Raw genomic sequence first — 22,287 nt, forward strand, 5'->3', positions numbered from 1 at the left:
TAAGCCACCAAGCCGGTGATGGGGTTAGGGATAAAACAGTATGGGAAGACAACGGCGATGGCCTACGGCCAAACAGGTGGCGTGTTGTTTGGTGTTGCCACTACTTTCTGCATCATCCTCCGCATGGGCGCTTGAAGCTGCCATTAGCGGTGTTAATGAACAAGTGTCAGCCAACATCGATGCGTATTTGCAAAACATCGATGAGGAGCAGTACACCGATGCGCGCCTAGAAGGCGAGATACGCCAGCGCACCCAAGAAGCGATGCGGGTGTATGGTTACTACGAGCCTGACATTACCGTCGAGTTAGAGCAGTCTCCTATCACCGTACGTATTGAGCCAGGCCCACAAGTCATCATCGAAGTGTTAGATATCAACCTGAATGGCGACGCAAGCAATGACCCGCCTTTTCAAGAAGCGCTAGATGACTTTCCGCTCAAAGAGGGCGACCCATTAAGGCATGCCCCCTGGGATAATCTACGCTCCCAGTTTTCTGGCTTGGCTATTGAACGAGGCTACTTTGACTGGGGCTTTTCAGATAGGCGTATGGAAGTGCGCCCCTATCTAGAAAGTGCACGCCTCTACATGACCTTTGATAGTGGCCCTCGCTATCAGTTTGGTAATACGCTGATTACCGGTAGCCATATTGAACCTGAACGTTTGAGAGAAATGCAGACATTCGAGGCGGGCGACCCTTATCTGGCGGAGTCGCTGGCTCGCTATAATCAGCGTCTGGCGGAGACAGGCTGGTTTAGCTCTGTTTCCGTTCGGCCTCGTTTAGAAACGGCTCAAGAACTGACCATTGCGCCGCCTAGTGGAGGTGACCCATGGTGGAGTGAAGCGACCGCGTCACAGCCCCAGCGGCCACGGGTAAGCAGCGCAGCGTTGGCCAGCGCCCTTAGCCTCCACAGTAGCGATGATACCCGCCTACCCATTGACATTAATGTAGAGCCAGCAGATCGCCATCAGTTTGAGGTAGGGGTAGGGTTTGCCACAGATGTAGGCCCAAGGCTTCGTTTTGGTTGGCAACAGCCCTGGATTAATCGCTTTGGTCACAGCCTTGACCATGACCTCTATGTATCTGCCCCCGAGCAGCGATTTACCGGTGTTTACAATATCCCGCTTGAAGACCCCATCCGAGATAATTACCGCCTGCAGTACGGGGTACGAAATATCGATGACAGCGATACCCAATCGTTAGAAGGCACGGTTGAGGTGGCGCGTCGTTGGGAGTTTGAAAACCGCTGGGTACAAACGCTCTATTTTAGAACCACCTACGAAGACTTTACTCAGGGTGGTCAAGCGGATGAAGTGTGGCTGTTTTATCCCGGGATTCAGTGGTCGAGGACTCGCACCCGCCCTCAGCGCTTCCCGTTATGGGGGGACCGTCAGCAGCTCTCTATTGAATACTCTGACCGCGCGTGGGGATCGGATGCCCAGTTCGCTCGCATGACAGGGGATACTGAATGGATTCGTATGATCGGTAACGACAACCGCTTTTCTGCTCGGCTGAGCATGGGTGCCATTGAAACCGAAGACTTTGACAAATTGCCCCCATCACTGCGCTTCTTCGCTGGTGGTGATAGAAGCGTGCGTGGTTACTCCTATGAAAGCTTGTCTCCGCGCAACCAAGAAGGGCGTTTGCGCGGTGGTCAGCAGATGCTGACCTCAACATTGGAGTATCAGCGTCGTGTGACCGGTGACTGGTGGGGCGCTACCTTTATCGATACCGGTGATGCTTTTGATAACTGGGGCCCCAACGACCTTAAAACCGGTGCTGGAGTGGGGGTGCGGTGGGTATCCCCAGTGGGTCCTATTCGTTTTGATGTTGCCCACCCCTTCGATGTTGATGACGCTTTCCGCGTGCACTTCTCTATCGGTCCGGAATTCTAGGAGAGCGCTTTGACTCAGGTTGAAAAAAAAACATCCAAAAACCGTCAGAAGCTCTCAGGTAAACGCCGCACCTGGTTAGCGCTTTGGAGCCTGCTAAGGCTCATCATCATCTTACCGCTTTGGCTGTTTAGCCTAGTGGCGATCGTGGTGGGCGTTGCTTTGTCGCCATGGGGAACAGGGCAACTGTTCTCTCAAGGCGAGCAGCGCGGTTTTTTCACCTATGAGCATCAGGAAGGCGCATTGCTGGATAGCTTTCGTCTTCAAGGCTTCCAAATGGTCATTGCGGGCACCCGCATTGAAGTGAGCGATTTTGAGCTGGCATGGGCAGAGGACTGCCTGCTATCCGGTAAGCTCTGTTTGGATACGCTAAGGGTGGAAGGGGCTGATATTCACTTAACAGAGGGGTCGCAGGTCGAGGAGCCTCCTCAAGAAGAGAGCGGGCCAGTTAATATCACGTTGCCCTTCCCGGTTGAGTTGCGCGATATCGCGCTGAATAACGTGGCGGTGACGCTGGCTGACGGTACACGGATTAGATGGGAAGCCTTTGCTACATCCATCACCGCAGAGCAGCAGCAGGTCACTATTGCGCCAACGATGCTGGAGTCGCTGTCGCTTTACTTGCCGCCTAGTGACGGAGTATTGCTGACACAAAACACTGCCACGCCCTTAGAGGCTGCTGGCATTGATGCAGCCATACAGGTGTCACAGCCTGTGGTGGTGGCGGTAGAGACGACGCTTGATGTGAATGAGCGTGAGAGGCTTGCACTGCCCGATATCGAGCTCCCTATTAACGTAGCGCTAACATCGTTTTTAGCGACGGATGTGGAAGTCACAGGCGCGTTTGAGTATCGGGTTGATCGTCTACGGGTAGAAGCCGAAGCGCACGGCAGTGACGTTACGCTGACCACGTTGGAACTGGCGACGCCGGACGCAGACGCTCGTTTGTCTGCTAACGTCACGCTCAGCGGCGACTATCCTCTAAGCGCAGCGCTTCGAGCTGAGCTGTGGTTGCCAGAATTATTCCCCGCCTTGCGCGGTGAGCAAGTATCACTGGATCTTTCTGGCAGCCTTGCGGACCTAACGGCCAACCTCAATGTATCAGGACCTGTTACTGCCTCGCTGACGGCACAGATTGATGCGCTATCTCCAACGCTGCCTTTTGAAGCTAGGCTTGAGAGCGAACGCGTCCAGTGGCCGCTGGATGCTGACACTGAAATGTCAGCATCCAGCGATGGTGCCGCTGCTTCTGAAAGCGATGAACCAGCAACCCAGGAACAGGACAGCGGTGTTGCCGACAGCACATCAAGCGATCCGTATGTGCTTGAAAATTTAGATTTAGTCGTCAATGGCAGTCTTGAGGCTTACCAGGTAACGCTGGCCACGTACGCCGAAGGGCCGCAGGTGCCCGGCACTACTATTGGGCTAGAGGGGGAAGGGAATCTCACCTCTTTCCGCTGGTCACCGCTTACGCTATCCATCGCCGATAGCGCGCTGAGTAGTGAGGGTGAAGTAAGCTGGGCAGAAGCAATTTCTGTCGATACTCGTGTGCGTTTGGATGATATCGACCCAGCCCTGTTTGTGCCTCAACTAGAAGGTAATCTCAGTGGTGACATAGTGGCTAGCGTGCGCCAAAGTGGCGAACGTTGGGACGTTAGCCTTCCGGAGCTCGATATCCAAGGCCAGTTACAGGAGTATCCTTTAACACTGCAAGCGGCGCTCGAAGCCAATAGCGATCTCGAAGTGGACATTCAAGAGCTCCTCTTTACCCAGGGCAATAACCGCTTAACCGCATCAGGCCAAGTATCTCAGCAAGCAATGTCCTTAGAAGCAGATATCGCCCTAAATCAGCTGCAAAGCTTGCACCCCGATTTAGCCGGTGCATTAACTGGCGATATCCAAGCGCAGGGCAGCTTCGCGCAGCCAGAAGTTGTCATGGATCTGAACGGTAGCAGCCTGCGCTTTGCAGAAAATAGGCTCGCTTCCCTGTCTCTTTCAGGCAGTGTTCAAGGCCTAGACGACCCGCTGCTCAATATTGATTTAGATGCGCAAGGTGTCAATGCGGGCGGACAAGCACTGGCGTCGATTGCTTTAGATCTCACTGGACGACTTTCCCAGCATGCATTGCAGCTCAGTGCGACAGGCGAGCAGGATAACGTTTTAAGCCAAGCTAACGTTGCTCTGGAGGGGCGTTTCAACCAACAGGCTCAGCAGTATCAGGCACGCCTGACGCCGCTGGAGATTGATTCAGAAGCAGGCGATATTCGTCTGGAAGCACCGCTAGATATTAGCTACAACTTGGCGAATGGTCAGGCACGTTTGACACCCTTCTGCCTACGTAGGCTGCAGGGTGGGCTGGTATGTTCTGAAGAGCCCATCAACGCATCCGCTGACCAAGGCCGCGCAGTGCTCAGTATTCGCGAAGTTCCAATGGAAATGCTGGAACCTTTCCTCCCAGAAGAGTGGAGTTTTGAAGGCGATACAACGGCAGATCTTGCGGTCAGTTGGCGGCAGGGCGGTGCTCAGTGGCAAACGAATCTCCAGCTTCTGAGCGAACTCGCCATCACAGCGGTCAATGATTATGGGCAGCCCGTCGCTCTTCCCGCTATTAGTTTGGACGCCCAAATTGAAGCTAACCAATCACAGGCTCAGGCTGATGTTCAGCTTTCGCTATCGGAAGCCGGTGAGCTAACGCTGAATCTAGCGATCAATGATCCCTTAGGTCAGGGAACGCTTGAAGGCCAATTACGCGCGAATAATGTAACGCTCGCTCCCTATCGTCCCATGGTGGTAGGGATGGACGAGCTGGAAGGCGGCCTGAATGGCACCGTTAATATTGGTGGTTCAACCAGTCAGCCCGACTTACAAGGTGAACTGGCGCTGCGCAGCTTACGCGTTAGCGGGCCGGATATTCCGGTGGCCATCGTGGATGGTGAGTTGGCCGTGACCTTTGATGGTGAGGAGGGCGATATAGACGGTTTTGTGGCCGCGGAGCGTGGTCGGCTGTTAATCAGTGGTAATGCCTACTGGCCTGCCGATGAAGCTTGGCGTATCGGGGTAGATTTAAATGCCACACAAGAGCCACTGCTCGTCGTACTACCGCAGTTTGGCCGTTTAGAGGCCGCGCCGGATATTCGCATTCGTGTTACGCCTGAGCGTCTGCAGGTACGGGGCAACGTTGACCTACCCTGGGCACGCTTGGAAGTGGGCGATCTTCCCTCATCAGCCACTTCCCCAAGCTCGGATGAAATTATCATTACCGAACGCGATGACCGTGAGGCAGAGCGCCAGGCTCAGTTGGCTGCGGAAGCAGGCAACGACCCAAGTGCGGCAGATGAACTTGCAGCGACGGGTATGGCGTTGGACGTGCTGATTACCCTTACTCTGGGGCGTGATATGCAAATTTCTGCTTACGGCCTAGAGTCAGGATTAGGTGGAAGTTTGGAAATTCGTCAAGACAGTGGGGCACTGCAGCTGTTTGGTGATGTCAATCTGGTGAATGGTCGCTTCCAAGCCTTTGGGCAGGATCTGTTGATACGCCGTGGTCAATTGATTTTCAGTGGCCCACCCGGTTTACCGGTTCTCGATTTTGAAGCCATCCGAAATCCAGAAGTGACCGAAGACGAGGTAATCGCCGGACTGCGTGTCACCGGTAATGCTGAACAGCCCAATGTCATGATCTTTTCAGAGCCCTCCATGGACGAAACCCGCGCGCTCTCCTATCTACTGCGCGGGCGTGCGCCTGATGCATCAGGAGGCGGCGTAGATAGCGCCCTGACAACGGCGCTTATCGGCATGTCACTTGGCCGAACAGGTGGGGCTGTAGGGTCGATCGGTGAAGCTTTTGGTATTGATGATTTGACCCTAGATACCACCGGGGCCGGTGATGATAGCCAAGTGGCCGTGAGTGGGCAGCTAACCGACGATCTTCGCATCAGTTACGGTGTGGGTATTTTTTCTCCCATTGCCGAGCTAACGTTACGCTATACACTTTGGCGGAACCTGTATGTGCAGGCAGTGTCTGGTGCTAACCAGGCCGTGGATCTGATTTACAGATTTACGCGTTCCGGCAAACCCTACATTTACCCCCAACAATAGAAGAGGGTGTTATGACGCTATTTATGAAATCGCAAGTACCAGAAGGGCGTAACACACCCATTGAGACCAGTGACCTTCATACCATCACTGGAAACTCCATACACCCGCCGTTTCCTGAAGGGCATGAGGAAATTGTATTTGGGATGGGCTGTTTTTGGGGGGTAGAGCGTCTTTTTTGGCAGCAGCCGGGGGTTTTTGTAACGGCGGCAGGTTACGCAGGTGGTTCCACGCCTAACCCTACCTATAAAGAGACTTGCACCGGTTTAACCGGGCATACCGAAGTGGTGAGAGTCGTCTATGACCCAAGGAAAGTCACTCTGGATGCCCTGCTGCAAATATTCTGGGAACAGCACGATCCCACTCAGGGTAACCGTCAGGGTAATGATATTGGCAGTCAGTACCGTTCTGCCATTTTCACTACCGCAGATCACCAACTTGCAGCCGCCAAGCAGAGCGCTGAGGCGTTTCAGCAGGCCCTTCACCGTGCGGGCAAAGAGGCTATTACTACTGAAATTAAGCCTCTGGACGTCTTCTACTATGCAGAGGCATATCATCAGCAGTACTTAGATAAAAACCCAGGTGGTTACTGCGGCTTAAAAGGTACCGGTGTGACATGTGCCATTGGTTGAGGAGTTAAACAATGCTGCTTCACCTCACAAAACCACTGCGGCTTGCCCAATCTGCTGCCGCCATGGCGGTGTTCGGTTTATTCAGTATCGGGACGCACGCTGAGCAAATGCCGGTGATGCCTCAATCGGTTGACGACACTCCCTTTGGCAGTGATCGGGAAGCGGTTATCTGGCGTCAGGATGAGCTGAAAGATTTAGAGCGTCTACTGAGGCAGCTACGCTTTGACTTGGTCAATAACCAAGATGCTCGAGGCGCAGCTCCGCGTTTAGCAGAATTGCAAGAGAAAGCGACTCAAGCACATTTTCTACCTGCGTTCATAGAGGGGACTCATGGCCGCGGCTCAGACGCAAAGCCTGAGATTTGGGAAGAGTGGGATAACTTCGCTGCGGGATTTATCGACTTGGAGGAAAAAGTGGGCGTCTTAGTGGAGGCTGCTGAGCAAGAAGATTACCGAGCAGCAACGCGAGCGTTTTCAGATGTTAGCCTGAGCTGCCGGAGCTGTCATCGTGCCTACCGCTATGATTAGCGGTAGGCCATGGTGCGTCATTAATCGCTAGGCTGCATACGATCAATACGATAAAGCGTTTCAACCTGCTCAAGGCCGCTGATAGTGCAGTTCAAATCTTTCACGCGGCCATCGCTTAGTCCATATACCCAGCCATGCACTGAAATAGATTGGCCCCGTTGCCAAGCACGCTGCAGAATTTTCGTTCGGCATAAGCTGTTAACCTGAGCTTTCACGTTCAGCTCACACATGCGGTCAATCTGATCTTCCAGTGGTAAGTGTTCCAGCGAGTCACGATGGCGATTGTACTGCTCGCGAACAGAGTGCAGCCAATAGTCCACTACGCCGCACTCACCACCCGTGACAGCCGCTTTAATACCGCCACAGCCATAATGTCCGACGATCATGATATGGCTAACATTGAGGACATCCACCGCATACTGGACAACCGATAAAGCATTCATATCGGTATGGTGGAGGAGGTTGGCAACATTACGATGAACAAACACCTCGCCAGGCGGGAGTGCGATGATTTGGTTGGCGGGTACGCGGCTATCTGAGCAGCCGATCCAAAGGTAGTCGGGGGATTGTTGGTTCGCGAGGCGTTTAAAGAAGTCAGGATCCTCTTCACACATACGTTCCGCCCATGCGCGATTATTATTTAGCAGCGTTGCAATTTGGTCAGACATCGAGTCTCCGTGCAGTGGCATTATCAGAGTAGGGCAAGCTTCGCGTCGCGCAGCGGCGTTTTAAACACAACGTTTTAAACACAAGGTAGGCGTTTTAACCTCCCTTGCAAAGAAGGTCAATCTTAGCGCTTACGCCATCCGTGGGTAAGCCTGGCAGTGGATAGGAGATAAGCATGTCATCAGATGCTGAATATGACGTCGATTTATTTGTCATTGGCGCGGGTTCAGGTGGAGTACGCGCAGCACGTATGGCGGCAGCGGCCGGCGCGCGAGTCGCCATTGCAGAAGACCGTTATTTAGGTGGCACGTGTGTCAATGTGGGCTGCGTTCCCAAAAAGCTGTACTCATATGCCGCACATTTTCACGATAGTTTTGATGATGCTGCTGGCTTTGGCTGGCACCTTGATTCTCCAGCCACCTTTGACTGGCCAACCCTTAGGGATAATAAAACCAGCGAAATCAAACGTCTTAACGGTATTTACCAGCGTATGCTTGAAGGCGCTGGAGTTACGTTATTTAACGCCCGAGCGCGCGTCGCCAACGCTCACACAGTGACGTTAACCACTGCCGATGGGGAAGTGAATGTTAGCGCTGAGAAAATTTTACTGGCAACGGGTGGTTGGCCCTGGGTGCCAGAATTTCCAGGCAGTGACCTTGCATTAAATTCTAATCAGGTATTTGATTTAGATACGTTTCCTAAACGATTTTTGGTGTTGGGTGGCGGCTATATTGCCGTCGAGTTTGCTAGCATCTTTAACGGCTTGGGAAGTGAAACCCACCTGATTTATCGCGGTGATCTGTTACTGAAAGGTTTTGACCAAGAAGTACGCGAGTTCACCCGTGATGAAATGGCCAAAAAAGGCGTCAATCTCCACTTTTCGACCAACATTGCCCGCATTGAGCAGCTGCCGGAAGGGTCGCTAAAGGTGGAGTTAACCACTGGTGAAATCCTTGAGGTAGATGCTGTACTTTCCGCAACCGGCCGAAAAGCCAACATAACAGGGTTAGGCATTGAGTCGCTGGGTATTGCATTGAACGATGAAGGAAAGCTTTCCGTTAATGAGCGCTACGAAACGCAGGTGCCCTCTATTTTAGCGCTTGGCGACCTTACGGCGGGGCCCGAATTAACGCCGGTCGCGCTAGCAGAGGCGATGCAGCTGGTGGACATTCACTTTCATAAAAAAGCGCCCAGGCCGCTGGACTATGCCACCATTCCCACCGCTGTTTTCTGTCATCCCAATATCGGGACAGTAGGGCTATCGGAAGAAGCCGCGAGAGATGAATTCCCCAAAATACGGGTTTATCGCACGGATTTTAGAGCCATGAAGCACACGCTCTCGGGAAGTCAGGAGCGTATGCTCATGAAGCTGATCGTAGATGACGCTAGTGATGTTGTTGTCGGTGCTCATATGGTGGGTGAAGAAGCAGGGGAGCTCATACAAGGCATTGCTATCGCCGTTCGAGCGGGCCTCACGAAAGAAGATTTTGATCGCACTATCGGTATTCACCCAACCGGGGCTGAAGAATTCGTGACCATGCGAACGCCCTCGCGCTATTAGGAAAATGGGACTACTCAAAAAGGCGAGCATTGGCTCGCCTTTTTTGTCTCGCTCCCCAAGCAGGCTGATCTAAACTGAGTGCTGGAAAGGCAGGTGAACCCCGTTTGATAACCAAAAATTATGGAAAATGCGGAGATGAATAATATGGCTTTTGAATTGCTCATAATCAGCTGTTATAATGAAACTCAAATTCGCTACAGCGAAGCATAACCATGAGTACGCCAATCAAGCCGTTTACATCGTCAGTCGAACTGGCACGTCCAACCGTTGCTGATGCGGTAGTGGGCCATGCAGAGATGCCGCTTTTCATTCGTAAACCCAACGCCGATGACGGCTGGGGAATCTACGAGCTGATTAAAGCGTGTCCGCCACTCGACGTAAATTCAGCCTACGCTTATCTGTTGTTAGCCACCCAGTTTCGCGATACCTGCGCAGTGGCGACCAACGAAGAGGGTGAAGTGGTTGGGTTTGTATCTGGTTATGTCAAAGATAACGCCCCAGACACGTATTTTTTATGGCAAGTCGCCGTTGGTGAAAAAGCACGGGGTACCGGCTTAGCGCGTCGTCTTGTGGAGGCGATTATGTCGCGTCCTGAATTAGATGATGTTCATCACTTAGAAACCACGATTACTCCTGATAACCAGGCGTCGTGGGGACTGTTCCGTCGGCTAGCGGCACGCTGGCAGGCTCCTCTGAACAGTCGTGAATACTTTTCTACCGAACAGCTTGGTGGAGAGCACGATCCGGAAAACTTAGTGCGTATTGGGCCGTTCCAGACAGGCCATATTTAAAGGACGTTTAGACAAACTGTTTTCCCGCTCGTGTTGACCTTGCTGCTTAACTCGCTTGGCTCACACACTTGATAAGGAGGTCGCAAATGCAGACCCAAACACTCGAACGCATGGAATCTAATGTTCGTACCTATTCACGCTCGTTTCCCGTTGTCTTTGCCAAGGCACAGAATGCGCGCCTGACAGATGAAAACGGCCGTGAATATATTGATTTTCTCGCCGGTGCAGGCACGCTGAACTACGGTCACAATAACCCGCATCTCAAACAAGCCATGATTGACTATCTCTCCAGCGATGGAGTAGTTCATGGCTTGGATATGTGGACAAGCGCAAAACGTGACTACTTGGAAACGCTCGAAAACGTCATTCTGAAGCCCCGTGGGCTTGACTATAAAGTCCATCTGCCAGGCCCAACCGGCACTAACGCAGTGGAAGCGGCCATCCGTTTGGCCCGTGTTGCTAAAGGTCGCCATAATATTGTGACCTTCACCAACGGCTTCCACGGTGTGACTATGGGCGCGCTGGCCACTACAGGTAACCGTAAATTCCGAGAAGCAACCGGCGGTATCCCGACACAAGGTGCAAGCTTTCTGCCCTTTGATGGCTATATGGGTGAGCACGCCGATACGCTGGACTACTTTGAAAAGCTGCTAAATGACAAGTCAGGCGGCTTGGATATTCCGGCAGGCGTTATTGTGGAAACCGTGCAAGGCGAGGGCGGTATTAACGTTGCAGGGCTTGATTGGCTCAAGCGTCTGGAAAGCATTTGCCATGCTCACGATATTCTGCTGATTGTTGATGATATCCAGGCAGGCTGCGGTCGTACTGGCAAATTCTTCAGTTTCGAGCATGCAGGCATTACGCCAGACATCGTCACGAATTCAAAATCGCTTTCTGGCTTTGGCTTACCCTTTGCTCACGTACTGATGCGCCCCGAGCTCGATAAATGGAAACCTGGCCAGTATAACGGTACGTTCCGTGGCTTTAACTTAGCGATGGTAACAGCGACGGCAGCACTGAAAAAGTACTGGTCCAATGACACGTTTGCGCGGGATGTTCAGCGTAAAGCGCGTATCGTTGAAGAGCGTTTCCAAAAGCTGGCCGCTATGCTGACGGACAATGGCATGCCTGCTACCGAACGCGGCCGAGGCCTGATGCGCGGTATTGATGTCGTTGATGGTGATATTGCCGACAAGATCACCAGCACTGCCTTTGAGCACGGTTTGATTATTGAAACCAGTGGCCAAGACGGTGAAGTAGTGAAGTGCTTGTGCCCGCTGACCATTCCCGATGCGGATCTGTTAGAAGCACTGGATATTCTTGAAGCGTCAGTTAAGTCTGTTATTAACGGCTAGTTTAGCGTTAGGCTAAGTGGCCACACGCCATTACGTCCCTTACAGGAATAGGCAGCCAGTCACTGGCTGCCATGCAACGGAGCACGTTTATGATCGTTCGTAATATTGAAGAAGCTCGTCAAACTGACCGTCTCGTCACTGCTGAAAATGGCAACTGGGACAGCACGCGGCTTGTGCTGGCCAACGATGGCGGAAACTTCTCGTTTCACATTACGCGCATCTTTGAAGGCACCGAGACGCACATCCACTATAAGCACCACTACGAGTCAGTCTACTGCATCGAAGGGGAAGGCGAAGTCGAAACACTGGCAGATGGCAAAATTTGGCCCATTAAGCCAGGTGATATTTACATTCTGGATCAGCACGATGAGCACCTGTTGCGCGCTCACAAGACCATGCATCTAGCCTGTGTGTTTACGCCGCCTATCACAGGTAACGAAGTACACCGTGATGATGGTTCTTACGCGCCGGCTGAAGATTAAGCGTCAACGTTTCAGCTAATGTGTAAAAGCAGCCTAGCGTCTAGCTAGGCTGCTTTTTTGATCTCGTTATAGAGCTAAGCGCAACTTTTAACGGTCCACCTGTTCAAACACCAGCGTTATTTCACCCAACGTCAGGCCAAATTTGCGCATAGCGGTGCGGTTGATCAGCCGACCATCAGGCTGCAGGTACATCCAGTCATCCATCGTGAAGCTTAAGGTACGACCACTGACCTCAATATCGAGCGGGTAGCGCATATGAAAGGCGTGTCCGTATTGCCGGGCATCTACTTGGCCTTCTACGTCATTTGCGGTACCAATCCAGTGATGTTCGTCAACGCGTTCAAATTCCCATACGCGCTGGTCTGTTTCTCCGTCGGCAAATACAAAGGCTTCATCTAGCGTGAGCGTATTGCCTTCATAGGTGCCTGTAATATCGACAGTAAAACGGCGCTGCACTTCGCCAGAGTAGTCTTGTACCATGCCCCAAGCCCTCGTTTGGCCGGTAAAGTAGTCAGCGATATCTAGTCGAGGCGTGGTATCTGCATAATCCTCAACGTCCACATTGGCGCAACCAGCCAGCAGCAAAAAAGTAGAGAGCAGTGAGAGAATCAAAAGTCGTTGACGAACGGTCTTCATTAGAGAATTCCTGTATGAATTGTTTGGTGCGTATAGCTATTGTAGGAGAAAGTCATGCAACACAGTAGGCTTGATTGATAGAACCAATGCTCCTTTGGTTCGCATAATATATATTATGTTAAATCAGATAATCTAAACCGATGAAAAACCGCTGCCATGTTGGACAAGCGGTCACCCTTCTCCTTATCATTCGTGCTCTTATTGTCCAAGGATATCCCTCGTTATGCGCTCAGGTGTTTTATGGCTAATGGCCGGTTTGTCGATGTCGTTTGCAGGCTGCGCAGTGACACAGCCAGAGTCAAATGAGCCGCCGCCGTTAAGCGAGGCGTCGTTCAATGCCCGTATCCTTGAACTTGAGACGGCTCTTTCCCAGCAGTGTGAGGTTTCCACTGCGTTTAATGAGCAGCAGCTTAGCCAGCAACAGGTGCTGACAGCGGATGTTCGTGAAGTGGGCAGCCTGCTGCGTCATTTGCGTCAAGAGGTGGCAAGCTTAGAAGCCCGTGGCGAAGAGCCTGTCATTATCCGCGAAGAGTGCCGCGTTGAAACGGCCGTAGACAACAAAACGCTGCTGGGTCGTAGCGAATGGGTTGGTTTGCCTAGCATTGGGACTTACTTAAAGGCGCGGGTTGACTCCGGTGCCAATACCTCCTCCTTGTCTGCATCCGAAATTACTCGCTTTGAGCGTGATGGCGAAGACTGGGTGCGCTTCAAGCTGGCCCTGAATGAGGACGATGTGGTCGTTGAGCAGGTTCGTGACGAATGGATTGAAGCCCCCATAGAGCGCCGCGTTAAAATTGTGCAGGCGTCTGGTGAAGAGTCTCGCCCCGTCATTTCACTGCTTATGACCTTGGGCCCCATTCGTGAAAATGTCGAGTTCACACTCAACGACCGTACACATCTGGACTACCCAGTGCTATTAGGCCGTCGTTTTATGTTAGACATTGCCACGATTGACGTCGCTGAAACGTACCTGCACGACCGCCCCGAATTTCCGGGTGGTGAGCCATCTGAAGAAGCGGCTGAAGATGAAGCGGCCGATCAAGACGATACCGAAGAGTAACAACACTCCCCTGCCGCTTTACGCTGAAAGGAATCACCATGTCACGGTTGCCATTTTATTTTATCGTTGGATTGCTGCTGCTGGTAGGCATTGTCGCCAGTGTGCATCGCCATGTGCAGTTTGAGATCCCCTGGTTTCCAGGCGAGCAGCGCCAAGTATGGGAGATTGAAGCCGTCATTAACTTCAATGCCCAAAATGGTCCGGTTCAAGTGGATCTAGCGCTGCCTTCTCATCAGTCAGGCTTTCGCGTATTGACCGAAAATACCGCCTCTTCTGGCTATGGGTTGGCCTACCAAGCAGACGAATTGGGACGTCAGGCGCAGTGGACCATTCGTGAAGCCGCAGGCAGCCAGCAGCTCTATTACTCCGTTCAGATGCTGGTCTCGCCTGATTCACGCGCTCCCATACAAACGCCGCCTGGCATTCCTTCCGTTACCCCTTGGGAAAGCCCCTACGACACGGCGGCCAGCCAGCTGATCGATCGTGCCTGGGACCGCAGCGCCAATAACGCGACATTCGCCCGTGAGCTCATCCTGGATATCAATGGAGAGCGCCAGGGGGAAAATGCACGACTGCTTCTCACACAGATGCAGCCATCGGCGCTCATCGTGCGCTTGCTCAACCAAGCAGGCGTGCAAGCAAGGGAAGTCAGTGGACTGTTGCTGGAGGATGGGCGTCGCCGTCAAACCTTGAGCAGTTGGATTCAGGTGTTTGATCAAACAGCTGAAGAGTGGGCCTTATTTAACCCCGCAACCGGTGAGCAAGGGCAACCTGACAACCTACTGCTGTGGGAAACGGGCGGTCGTGCGGTGTTGGAAGTACAAGGCGGCACTAACTCGCGTGTTTCCTTCTCGATGCTAACGCACTACCAGCCAGCTTCTGCAGCCGTGCGTAACCACTACTCTGAAGATACGCTGCTGAACTTCTCAATTCACAGCCTACCACTCGAAGAGCAGGCGCTGTTCCAGACGATTCTATTGATCCCCATCGGCGCACTGGTGGTGGTATTCCTGCGGGTGCTCGTCGGGGTCAAAACGTCGGGTACCTTTATGCCTGTCCTCATTGCTCTGGCGTTTATTCAAACCACCCTGCTCACCGGTTTGATTGGCTTCCTGCTTATCGTCGCGGTCGGCTTAATTATCCGTAACTACCTTTCGTACCTTAATTTGCTCTTAGTGGCTAGGGTTTCGGCGGTCATTATTACGGTTATTGCGATTATCTCGATCTTTACCGTGCTGGCCTATCGCATGGGCTTGAGTGCGGGTCTGACGGTTACTTTCTTCCCGATGATTATCCTAGCGTGGACCATTGAGCGGATGTCGATTCTATGGGAAGAAGAAGGTCCAAAACAGGTATTGATTCAAGGCGGTGGTAGCCTGCTAACAGCGGTGCTAGCGTTCCTTGCGATGAATAACCCCTGGGTGCGTCATATCACCTTCAACTTCCTGGGTGTTCAGCTTATTTTGATGGCCTTCATTCTGTTACTGGGTAACTACACGGGCTACCGCCTGCTGGAACTTCGCCGTTTCAAACCCATTACTGAAGATGAGAAGCCTTCATGAGCTGGTTAAAAAATTGGACCTGGCCGACTCGCCTTCGGGATAAGGGTATTGTGGGCATGAACCGGCGTAATATTCGCTACATTGGCCGGTACAATGCCCGTCGGTTATACCCGCTGGTGGACGATAAGCTCAAAACGAAACTACTGGCCCAGCAGTACGGTATTACCACGCCAGAGCTTATTGGTACGGTGACCACGCAGTTTGGCGTCAAGCATATGAGTGAGATGCTTATCGGCCACCATGGCTTTGTGGTCAAACCAGCGAAAGGAAGTGGCGGCAAGGGTATTCTGGTCATCGAAAAGGTCGAAAACGGCCTTTTCTATAAGCCCAGCGGGGCGAGCCTCACGATGGAAGATATTGAGCGCCACGTCTCAAATCTTCTTTCGGGCCTCTATTCGCTCGGTGGCTCGCCTGATGTAGCGGTCATTGAAACGCTGATTAACTTCGATGAAAGCCTGCTGGAGTACACCTACGAGGGTGTGCCCGACATTCGTGTGATCGTCTTCAAGGGCTACCCCGTGATGGCCATGATGCGCCTGTCCACAGCGGCTTCTGATGGTAAAGCCAACCTTCACCAAGGTGCCGTGGGGGTGGGTTTGAATATCGCCACCGGTGCAGCCCTGCGCGGCGTTCAATTCGACCGCCCTTGCTACAGCCATCCGGATACCGGCCATGACTTGGCAAGCCTTGTCGTCCCTCAATGGGAAACGCTGCTTCACCTAGCCGCTGGGTGCTATGAAATGACGGGCCTGGGCTATCTGGGTACCGACATGGTGCTGGATCGCAAACATGGCCCTATGCTGCTGGAGCTCAACGCTCGCCCCGGCTTGGCGATCCAAATGACCAATGGTGAGGGATTGCGGCGCCGGCTTGATTTGATTGAGCGTCAGCCGGATAACGTCCCGGTGGCGAAGCGCGTTGCCTTTGCCCAACATCACTTTGCGCGTAAGAGTGAGCTGACCGATACGCCTGACACCCCTTCGGCAACGGCGTAGACTACACGCGAGACGTTCAACGAGTGACCTAATGACTGAAGCGAATACGCTATTGCAGCAAGCAGAATCTCAGTGCCATACGCGCGGTGTACGGTTCACTCCGATACGTCGACGTGTGCTGGAGCTTATCGCTGAAAACGGCGGCGGGCTGAAAGCGTATGATCTGCTGGATCAGCTCTCCACAGAGCATGCGGCTGCGCGCCCACCCACAGTTTATCGCGCACTGGAGTTTCTGATTGAGCAGGGGCTAGTGCATCGTATTGAGTCGCAAAATGCCTATGTGGCCTGCGCCTGCCCTGAGCATACCCACGGCTTCCAGCTTTTAATCTGTCGCCACTGTGGTTATGTGGAAGAGCTGCATCTTGATGAAATTAGCGACCAACTGGCTGCCCTTGCACAGCGTCAAGGCTTTAACGTTGAGCGCCAAACTATTGAGCTGCAAGGCTTATGCCAAGCATGTCGGCCAGGGAGTAATGTCTAATGTCCCCTTTTGACCAACTTGAACCGACTGCTCTTTTTAAAGCGCTGGAATCAGCGAAGCCCACTGACGCACTGCCCGAGTTATCTGCATTACTCGATGCCGTACGCTTCAATGCTGATGGTCTTATTCCCGCGATTGCCCAGCAGCACGACACGGGCGAAGTGTTAATGATGGCGTGGATGAACCGAGAAGCGCTGGAAGAGACATTGCGCACACAGCAGGTCTGTTACTTCTCACGTTCTCGTCAAAAACTATGGCGCAAAGGGGAAACTTCCGGCCAGCAGCAGAAGCTCAAAAGCGCCGCCCTGGACTGTGACGGCGATACATTGCTGGTTCAAGTTGAACAAACCGGGCCAGCGTGCCATACCGGACGTCGCAGCTGCTTTTATGTATCACTGAGTACAGAACCCCCAGCGATTACCAGTGAGCCATTGATTGACCCGAAAACGTTATACGGTAAGAAGTCACCTTGAAAACTTGGCTGATGGCCGTCAAGCAGTGCTGTCGTAAACTGCTCGCGGTACTTATGATAGGTTGCATACGCGTTTATCAATATACCATCAGCCCAATATTAGGCCCCCGCTGTCGGTTTTGGCCTAGTTGCTCTGCTTATACCATTGAAGCTATCCAGGTACATGGGCCGTTTAAAGGCGGCTGGATGGCGGCTAAGCGTATTATCAAATGCCACCCGGGCAATCCGGGCGGCATGGATCCTGTACCAGGAGGCAGAAGCGAACAGTTATGCCGTGAAGATAAAGACGACTCCTCTGACCGCTGCCGCTCTTCCTGCCATCACTAATCAAATCTATATCTAGCTATCTGATTTAGCCACCTGATAAATACGCTCTAGCATGGCATGCAAGCCATTGCTGCGTGTGGGCGATAAGTGCTTATCAAGCCCCAGGTCTTGTAAAAAGTGAGGCTCTGTACGGGTGATCTCTGCCGCGGTACGTTCGCTGTATATACGCAGCAGGACAGCAATCAAACCTGACACAATCGCGGCATCCGATTTTGCTTTGAACACCAAGCGCCCTGCCTGCTCTTCATGGCACATCCATACATTGGACTGACAGCCCTGGATTTTATACTCATCGGTTAGCCGCTCAGCGGGAAAGTCAGGCAGCTGTTTACCCATATCGATAATGTATTGATAGCGATCCATCCAGTTATCAAACATTTCAAACTCTTCAACCAGCTCCTGTTGGGCTAGCTCTGCGCCTGAAGTTGCCATGGCGTATCCTTTGGGTTAATGAGTCACGGTCTGGGCATTATAACGTTTCGGGTGCCGCTTTTGGGGGTGTTTTCAATCGATGGCGCTGTTGCTCTCGGTGCCACTCATCGGCTTCTGTGTGCAAGTAACGGTTAGTGGTATCCAGCTTGGTATGGCGAGCGCTTTCAGCTAAGTAGCGCAGGCTAACGCCAGACTGGGCCTGATGCGTAATCGCCGTATGCCGCAGCCAGTGCGGCGTTGCGCGGCGCAGGGCGTCCACATACGCAGGCTTGCCGCCCTCCTCTTCTAGCGCATTAGCCGCCTTGGCAAAGGTCTCCTTGATGAGGCGATAGAGCTGGTTATCGCTAATAGCGCGCCGCTTATCCAGCGCTCGGATCACGGGCGTAGGCTCGCTGTACGCCGGTAACGGCTGCAGGCCCAGTGTGCTTCGCCACGCTTTGAGATATAACAGCATGTCGTCAGGCACTGGAATGCGCGCTTGCTTGCTCCCCTTGCCCACCACGCTCCACCACCAGCGCCCCTCCTGCTCGTGAAAATCGTCCATTTGTGCGTTGGCCATTTCGCTGATGCGGGGAGCCAGCAGGTACGCAAAGCTAAAAATAAAGCGCCGACGGGCACTTTCATACACGTGGCGCTCATCGTGACTGCTCAGGGGTTGGTTCAGCCACTGCCAAAACCAATGCCACAGTGGCTGCTCCAGATACCGCTCGATGGTCTGCGACTGATTATTGAGTCGTCGCGCTTTGTCGCGCATCAGCATAAAGGGGTTGTGCCCTACCCAGCCCGCCTCGACCAACCAACTGAAAAGCCCCTGCAGAATAATCATGCTCTGCCGCCGACTAGCGGGTGAAAGTCCGCTTCTGAAGGGTCGCCACTCAGGATGCTCTCTCGGTTTTGATGGGCCCACCCACTGCGAACGCGGCTGAGGGTCCTGTAGAAACGTCTCAAACTGGCGTAACACCTCACGGTTCATATCATGTAAGCCGAGCCCTTGGCTGCCTAGCCAAAGCAGCAGCCGCTCGGCCTCTCGCCGGTAGCTCTTAAGCGTTTGTGGGCTATCGCGATACTCCACAAGCCACATCGATACTGCTTGGTGATCACTATTTGCTTCAATGCGGGCCGCATGGCTACGCACTCCTGACCCAACCTCCATTTTGCCAACGGCCTGGTTGCTAAGCGCAGCCACGTCTGTAGGCACGCCGATGTGACGCTCGGCGTTCAGGCCATCATCTCGATGCATGGTTAACGCATATGAGGTCGGTATCGAGGATTTATCTGGCATAGCTGTGCCCTATCGCGTCTTTTTAATTCAATGGCTTAAGTGTGACGCTACGGCTCATAAAATTCAAGATAATAGGGGTAATCTTGAATTTTATGTTAGTTTGATAAATATTATTACGTTTTACATATTACGTAATTATTGTGTTTTTCAAGAATAACATCGACAATACCTCTCTTCATTAGGCTAGGACGGTGATCATGGCGCGCAGTGGCATTCAATACAGTGATGTTCAGCAAGCAATCGATACGCTGCTTGCTCGCGGAGACACGCCCAGCGTGCAGCGCATTCGTGAAGTGCTGGGCACAGGAAGCTTTACAACGATCAGCGAGCACTTTCGCTTATGGCGCACTGAGCGTGAGCACAACCGTGATGTACCGCCCCCCAAAGGCGTGCCTGAAGTGGTCGTTAATGTCGCTAGCGAGCTGTGGCGAGAGGCTCAAGAAGTCGCCAATCAAGCGCTGGTTCACTACCGTGAAGATGCCAACCGCCAAGTAGAAAGCGCTCAACAGGCAGCCGCCGAGGCGCTACAGCAGACAGCAAACGCCGAACAGCGTGAAAGCGCACTGGCTGCTCACTTTCGCCAAACCGAGGAGCGTCTTGAAACGCTCAATCGAGAACTGGCAGAGAGCCACGCCAATGAGCGCCACTGGCAGCAGCAAGCTAAAAACCTCCACCAGGAGGCCGCCCAACACCGACATCAGCTCGACCAAGCACAGCAAGCGTTAAAAGAAGTGCAAACGCATTACACTGAAAAGCTCGAAGAGCTGCAGAAGAGTTGGGAGCAGCGCTTAACCCAAGAAGAGCAGCGCAATGAGGCATCAGAAGGCAAGTTAATGGCGCTATTGGATACGTTACGACAAGAGCGCGCCCAGGAAGAGAAAGCGTTGCAGAAACGCCTGCAGCAGTGGGAGCAACGAGCAGACGCGCTGAGCCACGAGCTGAAGCAAAAAAATGACGCTCTTCAGGGTTACCAGCAAGAGTGTAGCTCGCTCAAACAGCGCACCACCGAGCTTGAGCGCCAAAATAGTGAGCTGCACACACATCGCAGCACGCTAGAAGCGTCGTTAGAGAAAGCGCATCAAGCGCTGGAAACACAGCAGCAGCAAACGCGAGACAGTGAGCACTGGCAAGAGCAGCTATGGCAGCGCATGGCGTCATTGCAAGCGCAGCTGGCAGAGCTACCTAATACACTAGCCAGCAACAGCGACGAAACGGCTGACACAAAAAAGCCATCCCAATAGTGGGATGGCTACTCAGTATGCAGGATTCAGAAGCTATACAGGCAGGCTATGTATACAGGCTATGATTTGCTGGGTTCGCTACTCTGATCATCGGGTAGCTCCCACGTACCTTTTTCTGTCCATGGATCGTTTTCCGGGAACTCTTCAATATTAATTTCAGGCTCATCGTAGTCGGGTTGGTAGCGCAAATCGTACTGCGCCGCCCTTACCATCGACACCATTAGCAGCACTGAAATCAGCAACAACGGCACACCGCTCACAATGCTGGCGGTCTGCAGTGTTTGCAGCCCTCCCAAGAACAGCAGAGACATTGGTAGCAGGGACAGCGTGAAGGCCCAAAACAGGCGGTGCCAACGTGCAGGCTCTTTATCGAGCTTCTTCTCCGCAGCAGAAGAGAGAATGTAGGCAATCGAATCAAAGGTGGTGGCAGTGAAAATAGACAGCAAAATCACCACCGCCAACGTCACTAACCAGGAGAGCGGCAGTTGGCTCAGTACGGCGTAAAACGCAGCATTCGCAGACTGATCATTCATTACCTGGATGACATCTAACGTGCCTGAAAGCTGTAAATAAAGACCGTAGTTACCCAGAATGATAAAAAACAGCGCGCAGCCAAGTGAGCCAAAGAAGATCGACCCGGCCACCATGGTTTTAATACGACGACCTTTAGAAATACGCGCAATGAACAGTCCCACTGTTGGGGCAAACACTAGCCACCACGCCCAGTAAAAAATCGTCCATGACTGATGAAAGCCTGTGTCTTCAAAGCCGTTTAAGTCGCCAAAGGGTTCAGTCCAGGTCGCCATTTGAATGAGGTTGCTGAGCATTAGGCCAATAGAGTTCAGACCGGTATCCAGAATAAATACCGTAGGCCCCATCACCAGAACAAACAGCAATACCGACAAGCCTAGCCACATATTGATGTCAGAAAGCATCTCGATGCCGCCCTTCAAACCACGCCATGCGCTCACGGCAAAAATGGCCGTGGTGCCGATCAGTACGGCAATTTGACTGGTTGCATTAGGGGTAAAAGAGAACAGATTACCCAGCCCTTCGTTAATTAGCGGCACTAAAATGCCCAGCGACGTTGCGCCGCCGCCCAGCATGCCGAAAATAAACAGAATATCGATAATGTTACCTAGCCAGCTTCTGGCCAGTTTTTCACCCAGCACGGGGCGAATGGCTTCGCTGATGCGCAGCACTTTATGTTTACGAACGTGAAGAAAATAGGCCATAGGGAGCGCAGGCACGAGGTAGATCGACCAGGCAATAGGGCCCCAGTGGAACATACCGTACGTCGCCGCCCATGCGGTTGCCTCTTCAGAAAAGGGCTCGACATGAAAGGGAGGGTTTTGCAGGTAGTACATCCACTCCACCATGCCCCAGAACACAACCGCCCCGCCGATGCCTGCTGCAAATAGCATCGCACCCCAGGAGAGCAGCGAAAACTCCGGCTCCGCGTCTACATCACCCAGCTTGATTTGCCCTATATCGCTAAACACGATGTAGAACATAAACCCTAGCGACGCGACGCCCATGGCCAGATAGAGCACGCCAAAATTGGTTGTGACGAAGCTTTGCGCCGCCATTACCCAGACACGCCCCATCTCTGGGAACAGTATGAGCGGCAGCGTAACGGCCAGCAGCAGGCCAAGGGAGCCAAAAAAGATCGGTTTATGAATGTTAGAAAACACAGATGGGCGTTTAATGGCCGTCTCTCCATGACACTTTGTAGGAAGCCTCTAACCCGTTGCGAGTCGAGGCAATAGCTTTACAATAGTTTTACATGGAATAAACGTTAA

20 protein-coding genes are annotated in these 22,287 nt (G+C 52.7%); 15 read left to right on the forward strand and 5 right to left on the reverse strand.

The annotated features are described in order from the left end of the window. The first annotated feature begins 40 nt into the window (after positions 1 to 40). From tamA to IEW65_RS06745, 4 genes are read left to right on the forward strand one after another with little or no spacing between them, the layout of a single operon-like run. Positions 41 to 1,891 carry an autotransporter assembly complex protein TamA gene (gene tamA / locus IEW65_RS06730; RefSeq protein ID WP_188638712.1) on the forward strand — a complete coding sequence of 617 codons (1,851 nt, stop codon included), beginning with the start codon at positions 41 to 43 and terminating at the stop codon, positions 1,889 to 1,891. Between the two features lie 9 nt (positions 1,892 to 1,900). Further along, positions 1,901 to 5,986 carry an autotransporter assembly complex protein TamB gene (gene tamB / locus IEW65_RS06735; protein WP_188638713.1) on the forward strand — a complete coding sequence of 1,362 codons (4,086 nt, stop codon included), beginning with the start codon at positions 1,901 to 1,903 and terminating at the stop codon, positions 5,984 to 5,986. Between the two features lie 11 nt (positions 5,987 to 5,997). After that, positions 5,998 to 6,615: a peptide-methionine (S)-S-oxide reductase MsrA gene (gene msrA / locus IEW65_RS06740; RefSeq protein ID WP_188638714.1), complete on the forward strand. Its 618-nt coding sequence runs from the start codon at positions 5,998 to 6,000 to the stop codon at positions 6,613 to 6,615. Positions 6,616 to 6,626: 11 nt separating this feature from the next. Beyond that, positions 6,627 to 7,142, forward strand: coding sequence for a cytochrome c (locus tag IEW65_RS06745; protein ID WP_188638715.1), 516 nt, complete (start codon positions 6,627 to 6,629; stop codon positions 7,140 to 7,142). A 20-nt stretch (positions 7,143 to 7,162) separates the two neighbouring features. On the opposite strand, the gene can is transcribed toward IEW65_RS06745, so the two are convergent. Continuing rightward, complete coding sequence (gene can / locus IEW65_RS06750; RefSeq protein WP_188638716.1) at positions 7,163 to 7,810, reverse strand: carbonate dehydratase; 648 nt, start codon at positions 7,808 to 7,810, stop codon at positions 7,163 to 7,165. 173 nt (positions 7,811 to 7,983) lie between these two features. Between can and gorA the strand changes: the two genes are divergently transcribed. The 4 genes from gorA to IEW65_RS06770 all read left to right on the forward strand — a co-directional run bounded on the left by gorA (position 7,984) and on the right by IEW65_RS06770 (position 11,997). Then, the gene (gorA, locus tag IEW65_RS06755) at positions 7,984 to 9,369 is read left to right on the forward strand and encodes a glutathione-disulfide reductase (protein WP_188638717.1); all 1,386 of its coding nucleotides are present in this window, start codon (positions 7,984 to 7,986) and stop codon (positions 9,367 to 9,369) included. Positions 9,370 to 9,581: 212 nt separating this feature from the next. Beyond that, entirely contained in the window at positions 9,582 to 10,160 is a 579-nt protein-coding gene (gene ectA, locus IEW65_RS06760; RefSeq protein WP_188638718.1) for a diaminobutyrate acetyltransferase, read from the forward strand. An 86-nt stretch (positions 10,161 to 10,246) separates the two neighbouring features. Further along, the gene (gene ectB, locus IEW65_RS06765) at positions 10,247 to 11,515 is read left to right on the forward strand and encodes a diaminobutyrate--2-oxoglutarate transaminase (protein WP_188638719.1); all 1,269 of its coding nucleotides are present in this window, start codon (positions 10,247 to 10,249) and stop codon (positions 11,513 to 11,515) included. 89 nt (positions 11,516 to 11,604) lie between these two features. Then, positions 11,605 to 11,997 carry an ectoine synthase gene (locus tag IEW65_RS06770; protein WP_188638720.1) on the forward strand — a complete coding sequence of 131 codons (393 nt, stop codon included), beginning with the start codon at positions 11,605 to 11,607 and terminating at the stop codon, positions 11,995 to 11,997. Between the two features lie 87 nt (positions 11,998 to 12,084). Here the strand turns inward: IEW65_RS06770 and IEW65_RS06775 are convergent, their stop codons facing one another. Continuing rightward, on the reverse strand, positions 12,085 to 12,633 hold the full coding sequence (locus IEW65_RS06775; RefSeq protein ID WP_188638721.1) for a DUF3833 domain-containing protein: 549 nt from the start codon (positions 12,631 to 12,633) through the stop codon (positions 12,085 to 12,087). A 223-nt stretch (positions 12,634 to 12,856) separates the two neighbouring features. Between IEW65_RS06775 and IEW65_RS06780 the strand changes: the two genes are divergently transcribed. Genes IEW65_RS06780 through yidD form a run of 6 tightly spaced genes read left to right on the forward strand, consistent with a single transcriptional unit; the run spans position 12,857 to position 17,530 of the window. Further along, positions 12,857 to 13,693, forward strand: a complete 837-nt coding sequence (locus IEW65_RS06780; protein ID WP_188638722.1) for an ATP-dependent zinc protease family protein — start codon at positions 12,857 to 12,859, stop codon at positions 13,691 to 13,693. A 38-nt stretch (positions 13,694 to 13,731) separates the two neighbouring features. Beyond that, the gene (locus IEW65_RS06785; protein WP_188638723.1) at positions 13,732 to 15,255 is read left to right on the forward strand and encodes an inactive transglutaminase family protein; all 1,524 of its coding nucleotides are present in this window, start codon (positions 13,732 to 13,734) and stop codon (positions 15,253 to 15,255) included. After that, entirely contained in the window at positions 15,252 to 16,250 is a 999-nt protein-coding gene (locus IEW65_RS06790; protein ID WP_188638724.1) for an alpha-L-glutamate ligase-like protein, read from the forward strand. Before IEW65_RS06785 ends, IEW65_RS06790 begins: the two co-directional genes overlap by 4 nt. Before the next feature lie 31 nt (positions 16,251 to 16,281). Next, complete coding sequence (locus IEW65_RS06795; protein ID WP_188638725.1) at positions 16,282 to 16,731, forward strand: transcriptional repressor; 450 nt, start codon at positions 16,282 to 16,284, stop codon at positions 16,729 to 16,731. Further along, entirely contained in the window at positions 16,731 to 17,204 is a 474-nt protein-coding gene (gene hisI / locus IEW65_RS06800) for a phosphoribosyl-AMP cyclohydrolase (protein WP_188638726.1), read from the forward strand. Before IEW65_RS06795 ends, hisI begins: the two co-directional genes overlap by 1 nt. 11 nt (positions 17,205 to 17,215) lie before the next feature. Beyond that, positions 17,216 to 17,530, forward strand: a complete 315-nt coding sequence (yidD, locus tag IEW65_RS06805; protein ID WP_188638888.1) for a membrane protein insertion efficiency factor YidD — start codon at positions 17,216 to 17,218, stop codon at positions 17,528 to 17,530. 12 nt (positions 17,531 to 17,542) lie between these two features. On the opposite strand, the gene IEW65_RS06810 is transcribed toward yidD, so the two are convergent. Next, the gene (locus IEW65_RS06810) at positions 17,543 to 17,962 is read right to left on the reverse strand and encodes a SufE family protein (RefSeq protein WP_188638727.1); all 420 of its coding nucleotides are present in this window, start codon (positions 17,960 to 17,962) and stop codon (positions 17,543 to 17,545) included. A gap of 37 nt (positions 17,963 to 17,999) precedes the next feature. Further along, complete coding sequence (locus tag IEW65_RS06815) at positions 18,000 to 19,115, reverse strand: tyrosine-type recombinase/integrase (RefSeq protein WP_188638889.1); 1,116 nt, start codon at positions 19,113 to 19,115, stop codon at positions 18,000 to 18,002. A 326-nt stretch (positions 19,116 to 19,441) separates the two neighbouring features. Between IEW65_RS06815 and IEW65_RS06820 the strand changes: the two genes are divergently transcribed. Continuing rightward, positions 19,442 to 20,485, forward strand: coding sequence for a DNA-binding protein (locus IEW65_RS06820; RefSeq protein ID WP_188638728.1), 1,044 nt, complete (start codon positions 19,442 to 19,444; stop codon positions 20,483 to 20,485). A gap of 59 nt (positions 20,486 to 20,544) precedes the next feature. On the opposite strand, the gene IEW65_RS06825 is transcribed toward IEW65_RS06820, so the two are convergent. Further along, on the reverse strand, positions 20,545 to 22,179 hold the full coding sequence (locus IEW65_RS06825) for a BCCT family transporter (RefSeq protein ID WP_229755490.1): 1,635 nt from the start codon (positions 22,177 to 22,179) through the stop codon (positions 20,545 to 20,547). Between the last annotated feature and the right edge of the window lie 108 nt (positions 22,180 to 22,287).

Origin of the sequence: Vreelandella lutescens (assembly GCF_014640815.1) — a bacterium.
Classification (GTDB): domain Bacteria; phylum Pseudomonadota; class Gammaproteobacteria; order Pseudomonadales; family Halomonadaceae; genus Vreelandella; species Vreelandella lutescens.